The organism is Deltaproteobacteria bacterium (assembly GCA_018668695.1).
Classification (GTDB): Bacteria; Myxococcota; XYA12-FULL-58-9; order XYA12-FULL-58-9; family JABJBS01; genus JABJBS01.
The window spans coordinates 1-8781 of the sequence record JABJBS010000194.1 but is presented as its reverse complement, the minus strand read 5'-3'; the positions used below and the strand labels follow the sequence as shown (position 1 = coordinate 8781).

Annotated in this window: 5 protein-coding genes; 2 read left to right on the top strand and 3 right to left on the bottom strand. The window is 48.6% G+C overall.

Features of this window, described 5'->3' with window-relative positions:
- A partial coding sequence (locus HOK28_10275; GenBank protein ID MBT6433468.1) for a hypothetical protein occupies positions 1 to 2535 on the top strand: 2535 nt, incomplete at its 5' end.
- A gap of 151 nt (positions 2536 to 2686) precedes the next feature.
- On the opposite strand, the gene HOK28_10270 is transcribed toward HOK28_10275, so the two are convergent.
- On the bottom strand, positions 2687 to 3547 hold the full coding sequence (locus tag HOK28_10270; protein MBT6433467.1) for a hypothetical protein: 861 nt from the start codon (positions 3545 to 3547) through the stop codon (positions 2687 to 2689).
- A 371-nt stretch (positions 3548 to 3918) separates the two neighbouring features.
- Here HOK28_10270 and HOK28_10265 point away from each other — a divergent pair, with 371 nt between their 5' ends.
- Positions 3919 to 4992 (top strand): hypothetical protein, encoded by a 1074-nt coding sequence (locus tag HOK28_10265; protein MBT6433466.1) that lies wholly within the window; start codon positions 3919 to 3921, stop codon positions 4990 to 4992.
- 334 nt (positions 4993 to 5326) lie between these two features.
- Here HOK28_10265 and HOK28_10260 read toward each other — a convergent pair whose 3' ends face one another.
- Entirely contained in the window at positions 5327 to 7327 is a 2001-nt protein-coding gene (locus HOK28_10260; GenBank protein ID MBT6433465.1) for an MBL fold metallo-hydrolase, read from the bottom strand.
- Positions 7328 to 8264: 937 nt separating this feature from the next.
- Positions 8265 to 8781, bottom strand: a 517-nt coding sequence (locus tag HOK28_10255; GenBank protein ID MBT6433464.1) for a thioredoxin family protein, incomplete at its 5' end; no start/stop codon positions are given.

Here is an 8781-nt window from a genome sequence, read left to right as displayed (position 1 = left end):
GGTGTACTGCGACACAACGTCGACGTACTCAAAAAGAACGGCGAGAATCTCGACAGCCAGCGAAACCATATGCGTAAGCTCTTGAACCGCCCCATATCCTCGCGAGAGTTCAAAAGACTTGAGAGTCATATCAATAAGCTCGTGTCTCACTTTGAACGTCACACAAAGGATGTAGAGAAATTCAATGAATCGGCGCAGGGCTTGGTCGGCTTCATGGACTCCCTGCGTGACAACAAAGAGGCCGCACAGGCGGAGCGGCGCTACGTCACCGATACCAAGGCTAAGCTTATCGCGGCCCTCGATGTGGCAATTGACAGTGAGTTCGATGGCTCCAAGCTTCAAACCGCCTTTGCAAAGGCGCGAGATACGGTGGGAGACGGCATCTTAGACGAACGAGGATTCACGCGTAACTTAGAAGTCCTCCAGCACAATCTGAGCAATGTAGAAGACTCCCTCCACAACGTCCGTTCTTATGCGCAAATGCTCAAAGCGGATGTTGAAAAAGCAGACCACAAAGGCTGGGTCGATGCCCGAAAAGAAAACATCCAAGAGGTTCAAAGCCAGCTTAAACAATTCAATGACCTCAAGGCCAATTATGAGTTAGACCTCTCGGGTTTTCTCAAAGAGCTCAGCACCTTGGAGAAAAGCGTCTCGAACGCTCCAGTCTCTGAGACCAAGAAGAACCTCCATGAGCGGCTGCAGAGCCTTCCACGTCTCTTAGATGTAAAGAATCCATTAGCAGAGCAGGATTTGACTTCACTATCCACCGACCTCAAAGAGGAATCATCCCAAATTAAGAATGAGTTCAACCAGCTGAGTCGGTCCATTCGAATTATTCAGAAAAAAGTCGGTGCCCTTGAGAACGAGATAAGCGGTGTAACAAGTGAGCGCGATATCGAGGCGGTCCGTGAAAAGCTCGGCACACTCAGCTCACTTATCAAACGCCACAACAGTGATGCTCGGACCCAGCTACGCCTTGCCGATCGGGTCTTAGACAAGCTCACCGGACCTACGTTGTCGCGTGATACGACGTTTGTTGTTCCTAAGCTCTCAAAAAATGGGAAGACACTACTCGACCATATTTCACGAGGCAAAGATCCGTTCTTCGGCACCATGAACATCTCTAAACTTTCCTACAGCAGTGGTCGTAAGATCACATTTACCACCGACGACCGAATCGCGGTGTGGGATTCACTTCTCAAAAAAGATGCCAGTATCGACATCAATAAACCAAACCGAAGCGGCAACACCATGATTCATCAGATCATCATGAGTGCGGGAATGGATGAAAGTGACAAAGTCAGAATGGTCGAGTACCTGGGTTCGAAGGGTGCAGATCTAAATATAAAGAGCCGTGATGGTCTTCAGCCAGTCGAACTCGCTCTTCGACTCTCTGTTAAACAGCCAGAACTCGTGGAGACGCTGCGTGACCTCGGTGCACAGATAAGTCTTAAAGAGCAAATCCCCATTTTCGCTCACCTCATCGGTGCAGGTGGTGAAGTATCACTTAAAAAAGGTGGCAAGGTTCAACGAGTTGCTCTGGAAGGTCTCTCGCCAAACGTTGCAGCGTTCGGCCTGGATCCAGCATTCGTGGAGTCTCTCGATGAGCTACAGAGTAGAACCGATGGCCCAATCAACTCTATCTATCAACGGATGGAACGTGGCTGGGTCAACACGATGAGCTACGAAAAGTTTATCGGGCGCGTACGCGATGCCAAAATAGGAATTGATACAAAAGGCGGTGTCCCGGAGGTACTCAGTACCGGATGGGACCACCCCAGTGGTCATGCCATCTCGTTCGTTTTCAACCACGAACCAGATGGCTATTATTTTTACGCCTGCAATACAGGTGATGCCAAAGATCCTGACCGAAGCATTGTGAAATACAAAGTGTCAGACTTCGATAACTTCCTAAGCTTTCTCAAGACTTCGAGTCGCAACGCTGATCACACCCGCTCTCTCTATGTAGGACAACCTGAACGATTAGGTCTGGACCGGGTCCCTGAAAAGGACCAGCTTCCGGCATCCATCGATAAGTCATCACAGAAAATTGGTAACTGCACGGTCGCCTCTAGAAAGGCAGCCCTCTTGGCAATGATGTGGAGTGAAGGCCGAGACTTCTCGATTCCTCCACAAGAGCTTAAGTCGGCTTACAAAGAGGTCACCACGGAGCTTCGAGAGCGAGGTATTCGGGGAGCCATCTCAAGTGGACATATGGACCTAATGGGCAAGTCCTTGGTCAAGATGCTGACCAAGTTTGATAGGCCCGCGTGCCAGGACTACGCCTTTGAGCTAGCCAGCGCCATGGTACGAAAGTCCGCAGGTCAAAAAGCTGCGCCTTCCGGCGGTAAGCCAGAGTCGGCCCCACCCGCTGATTCAACAGAGTATCTAAATACCCTAGGACGCGCGGTCCAGATTGGAGAATTGAACCTCCAGCAGCGTTCGTCTAATGGTCAGACCCTGGCAGAGCATGCACGCTCAGAAGGCAATCTCAAAGCGGCCAATATCTTAGACCAACTCGCAAAGGCCGCGTAGAAGATCCGCTTGATAGCGAGCCCATGGCGATAGACCTGGCCAACGGTTGTCCGCTATGGCCCCAGATTCTACGTAGGTTCCACCTCTTTTAATATGAGCCACCCGAATGCGGCAGCCACAAGTTCCTTCGCAGTCATTTCTTTGAGCTTGCTCAGGGTTTTTGACTGAATGCTGAGTCTAGAGAACCACCCTCAAAGAGGGTCGGTTCTTTCCCGGTGCTGGCATAGATGTAGAGAGCCGTATTAAACACCATATGGGCAACATTGAAAACTAAGACAACCGCAAGTATCGCGATAAACGAAAGACTGAGAACGATGGGAGCGACCTGCTCATTGGGAAAAGTGAAGCAAAGGCCGAGAGCTAATGCCAGAATTGAGAAAATAACGAAACCTTGAACCAAGGCAAGCCCAAGTGACCGAACAATCGATTCACCCCAGGTGCTTTTTAGTACTTCGGCCGAGCGTCGTAAGGCATCGGTAGGGCTTACATCCTCATAAACCAAGACAGGAATAACAAAGATAGTTACCACAGACCAAACCATACCCAATATTGACCTCACCATTCGAATCACAACTTGGCCTACCCTTCCAAACCTTTCGGCAATAGCTTCAATCAAGAAGAGCAACACGCCCACAGTTGCCGCAATGATGCTCCACTGAAAAATAAGAGGTGATTTTCTAATCCCATATTGAAAACTCTCCACGAAGGTAGCATCTCCACCTTCGAATCGAGTCTTAGTGGTATAGACGACACAGACATTGCAAAACGAGGCGATGAACGAGAGTCCTAGGTAGAGCACAAAAAGAAAAGCGATATGGATGAAACCAACACCTTCCATGACGATGTCTCCACTGGTTATCAGCTGCAATGCCCCGCCAGGAACCAGTATTGCGCCGCAGTAAAGGATAGCGGCAATGGTTCCGATTAGGGGGAAAATAACCATCTCTTTATCTTTACCGATAATAGAAAAGGTAAGCTTGGTAAGCACCCAGCTTCGGCTTAATGCGCCCATGTTCAATCTTTCTGCGGAGAGTTATCTAAGTGGAAGATAGCATAGCTACGTAGATGTTCAAAGCGAACAAAGCAGTCCTCAGGCTCTAGGGCGTAGCTGTTAAACCGTTATGCAGAAACCTTGTTCACGTTAACTCACTAACTCCGGTTTTCCTCCGTCCAAGATAGCCTACGCCTCATTTTATCTATATCTCTTCCCACTATCGAATCGATGTATTAAGCGCCGAGAGCCCTAATCTCCTCCTTCTCTATGGCACTCATTGCTTTAAGGCCTAACCAGCGTTACGGCCGACCAATAAATTTCATTTTTTTTTGGAGAGACGCTACGAAAACGGTATGTTGCAACTCACGACGGGGCCCATAGAGGCCCTGTTGACCACCCAAAGTAAAGGCTGTGTCATGACGATGGACCGTAGAGTAACGAAGCTAGAACACCAAACACTGCTCATTACAGCTCAGTTGGCCCAGCAGCGTGATACCAACAAGCGACTCCTAGGGATGATTGCACACAACATGTTGGCAGTCGTTCGGCTGGAGTTGGCGACTTGGACCGACCAAATTACCCTCGTCGCTCTTGAGGTCAAACGCGATGTAACCGGCAGCGGAACTGCAAAAATCGTTGTTAACATCGCGGCTACGGCTGCAATGCTCGCGGGGAATGTCCTAACTGCTGGCGGAATGACTGCTCTTGGAGCCGTCATCGTGGGTACAGCGAATGTGCTAACCGCCGCAGCGGATGAGGACCCTGTTGCTCTCTTATCTGCCTCTGCAACACTCGGGATTTCGTCGTCCAGACTCCACCAGGGAGGCATGAAAACAATGGGACGCGCCTCTCACGACCCAGACGACGATACACAGTCAGCGAAAGACCAAGCAGCGAGAGAGAGTCAAGAAGACGAGATTTTGGCAGTATCTGCCGAGGGAGCCAATATCGCCAAGGCGATCATTAAAAAGTTGGCTACCAAAGAGGAAGAAGATGAGGGCTACCAATTAAAGCGAAAAACAACCGCATGGATACCTCATGGAGCAGGTGGCACCAACGCAATCACCTACGATGTACAAAAAGCCATCGTAGAGTTCTACTATGAGGCAATGGGTACCCTAGAAACTGAAATTACCGCATATGCCCGCACCGGGTTGTTACCCCCCAACTCTCTCCTCGAGAAACTAAGCATTTTCGAGGGCATGAAAAATAATGGTGATACAGACACAATCTCTCAGCTCCACCCTCTAACAAAGCATGTGGTGGCAGGAGCGTTGAAATCACTGGCGGTATCGGGAGGAACGAAATACTCCTCGACCGCAGGTAACACCTTCACCAGAAGTTCTACTACCAATAAGGCCAAGGCACAGGTTAAAACTAGCTTTAAAATCATGCTCGACGAAATCAAAACCGGAAAAATGAGCACGGCCAAAATTATCTTGGATAAAGTGAAAACGCGCTAGTCAAACCCCCTATCCCTAGGCCATCCAGACTCGCACCACTGCATCCGCCGTTGTAGGAATTGTGTTTACCGTTTCAATATTTAAATCCACCGGCGTCAGCCACACATCCGTTCCTCGCTGCACTGAAGCTCATACCTTACACACACTTCATCCAAGTTATACTTTTAAGGGTATCAGAAACGGTTCCGTACATGGGAGTTCGTCGATGGCCAGACCCCAGTAAATGCTGGCACTCTACCCGTATTCTATCGAAAAAGATTCAACTGCCCGTAAGGCTAAATAAGGTCTTTTAATGTATCCTCAGCAGACAAACCAGTTCTAAGTTAAGGCAGCGTCAGGGCGTCACAACGTTAAAGTTGCCGTCAGGCTTTTTAAGCATGGCCAAAAAACGCAGCAGGTCTATTTTACTGCCCTCAACTTGAAACTCATCCCCAAATAAATCTGTGCCTTCGGCTTTCTTCGTAATCACCTCTAGAAACAAAGTTCGGCTGATCTGGATGGACGCATTAGCACCCTCCACAGGCCTATTCTTCGCATAATGAAACACTCCATTACGAATACGGAAAACAAAATTCTCATCCGTATCGGTAAGAGTAAAATTGAAAACGTAATTTGCGCCTGCTGCAGCATCTCCGTTCAAGTTAACCGAAATAGCATCCATAAAATACTCACTGGGAGCCTCTTGAAGAATACCCGCCATCAAAGACGGGTCTAATTGCTCATCCGGTTTACCCTCGCGTAACTCTTTTGCCGCCGACAGGTAAACATCACGCCACGGACCAGACTCCGCCTGATAACCAAGCTGGTCATAAGTTTTCGCCAAGAGTTCCTTAGCCGAAACATTGGCGGGCTCAGCAAATACCAGTTTATTTAAAATTTCAGCCACCCACCGATAATCTCCCTTATCAAAGTCCGCCTGAGCCGCCGCCAGCAACTTGTCTGCGCCGCCCATCAGCTTTACATAACGTTTCGCAGAATCGGATGCAGGCAAAGGGTTTAAGTTCGCCGGATTCGCATCGTACCAACCCATGTAATTTTGATAAACCGCTTTACTGTTGTGCTTGACGGTACCGTAATAACCACGATTATAAAATTGTTGACTCAACACTTCGGGAACATTCATACGCTCTGCAATCTCTGCCCCGTTGTAGCCTTCGTTAATCATCCGCACACTTTGGTCGTGAATATACTTGTAGTTATCCGCCTGATGCTCCAGGAATAGGTCAATATCTTCACGACCCCACATGGGCCAATGGTGACTGGCAAAGTAGACTTCGGTCTCTGGAAAAAGCCCGCGAACCTCGTGAATATAACCGCTCCACTTCAGGGCATCACGTACCTTCGCACCCCGCAAGGTATAAAGATTGTGCATGTTGCGTGAAACCAGCTCCGCCCCGCAAAACGCTTTTTTCTCTGGCAGGTAAAAAGTCAACTCTGCTGGAGCTTCTGACTCTGGCGCGAATTGAAACACAAACTTCAAACCATCTATTTCAAGCGTTTGTGGTGTTTGGTCGATAATTTCGGTTGGCTCAAGAAACGTAAAAGTTCCATACGCCGGTGACTTACCCAAACCCGAACCCACATGTCCCCGCTTACTGCGGCTCAGATGCTTGCCATACATCATGGTTGCCCTGCGTCCCATAGCAAGACCCACCAAGATATTTTCGCTGGTGGCTTCTTCAGTAAAGCCATGAGGTGCAATGATACGTACACCATCGGCTTGGGCTTGCTCCGAAGAGATAACACCCAACACACCACCAAAATGATCTATATGACTGTGGGTATAGATAATTGCCTTGATTGGTTTCTTTCCATCTTCGTTATCCAGATGCTTCCTAGCCAAATCCATGGCCGCCTTGGCTGTTTCCGTCGCTGTGAGCGTGTCGACAATAATCCAACCGGTCTTACCCTCGATGATGGTTAGATTTGAAAGGTCGTATCCACGAACCTGATAAATTCCATCGGTGACTTTAAAGAGGCCGTGAATATTGTTGAGGGTTGCTTGGCGCCACAGACTTGGGTTTACGCTGCCCGGAGCCTTCCCATTAATAAAATCATATTGGCCTAAGTCCCAAACAACCTTGCCAAGCGAATCTTTCACGATAACTTGCTCAGAACGCGCAACCAGGCCTCGGTTCGCATCTTGAAAGTCGTCCTGGTCTTCGAGATTTAGTTTTTGTTCAACTTGCGCTTGAAATTGGAGCGTATGTTTCGTTGGCGCTGTATGACCATCGTCATCGGCGCCGACTTCTTTCTGAAGTGACGTCTCTGAACAGGAAGATAAGAGACCGCTGCCCAATAAGCTGACGACGATAAGATTAATAACCTGACGCATGAACTTGGACCGACCTTCCTCTTGGAGCATTTCGTAAAACAGTCCTATCATACAACCTTTGAGGATCTAGCCTACGATTTTTTTCCAGCAGCGGCGCAGTGGCTGGGCCCCTTTATCATTTTTGAGAGCAAATCTGGTTTGGTGAGCTACCGCTTAGCTAAAATGAGTCGACGGTAGAAGTAGATACCATAAAATATCGTTTTGAGCGGCATCATTGAACGAAATAGACCGACCTGAGACCTATGCTTTATCCTGCTAAAAAGTCTTTTTCTATTCGAGTACCGGAACAAATCCAAGAAGGGTTGTTGGATATTTATCCGTCATCACTAAGAAACCAAGCTCGTCCAAACGAGCGATTCCTTACCATTTAGGGCGTGCTAGATATAACTTCAATACATGTGATCTGTATAGCCAAAGCATACGTCCGGTCGGCTTTCTTAAAAAATGCAAGCGCTATTTCATTACGAACAGAGCCATCCTCAGCCACCACTTGTTACGCCCCTCCCGCGAAGGGGAAAACGCCTGATTTACGTTTGTCGGGAGGAGTAGCCGTTTCGACAGGTGGATGCGCGGCGATACTGAGCTGCTCACCGCTCAGAAAAAAACCGGCCTGGTGTCCTTTTTCGATGAGCGTTGTGCGGCATGTCACAACGGGCCGATGTTTAGCAACTACGAACTGAGGATATTCTATCTAACATTTTCGTTGCCATTTTAACGTCATTCGCTGACTTCGAAAAAAGAGCTATATCGGGACTCGTGTCGATGCAATCAGCTAGGGGCTTAGCTGAAATGAAGAGAAATCAAATCCAAACCGGCAGTCATCAGACTGGAGCCTGTTGGGCTCTATTAAAGATCTGGACAATGCTGAAACAAGAAAGGCCCGAGTATATCAGATACACCCGAGCCCTGTTTTTTTATTGAAAGGATTGAGATCCGCTTAAGCTACTGCAGGTTCCTCGATATGTCCCTTAAGGAAGTCCTCAAGGCCCGCACCTGTTTCATCAGGGAATCCATAACCAGACTTCACGATTTCACCGTCCTTATAGAGGATGAACATTGGGCTGCTGGTTACACCGTTTTCACCGGCGATATCGTTAAGGTCAGCGTAGGCAGTGTCATGGGGATTCCACCAAAGCTTCTTCACGTCCATGGCGTCGCCATACTTCTCAGCAACTGCAGGAACTGAACCGAGCTGCTCAAGAAGCATACAGTGAGCGCAGTACGTAAGACCGTACTTCACCAATACCGGCTTATCGTAAGATGCTTCGATAACCGTCTCGTTGAATTCTGCGCGGGTATCAATGGTGTGATTCGCGTTGAACTCTGTGCTGTTGATGGTCATCATCGCACGTGCGTCGTAGGGGTAGAATGCTTCGCCACCAGCAGCTGCGCGATTCTCAATCGACTTCTCGATGATACGAAGCTTCTGGATAAATTTCCAAGACTGCATGCGG

Excerpts from the sequence above, each read along its gene's own strand:
- HOK28_10270 (MBT6433467.1), bottom strand. The coding sequence starts at position 3,547 with ATGGGCGCATTAAGCCGAAGCTGGGTGCTTACCAAGCTTACCTTTTCT.
- HOK28_10260 (MBT6433465.1), bottom strand. The coding sequence starts at position 7,327 with ATGCGTCAGGTTATTAATCTTATCGTCGTCAGCTTATTGGGCAGCGGT.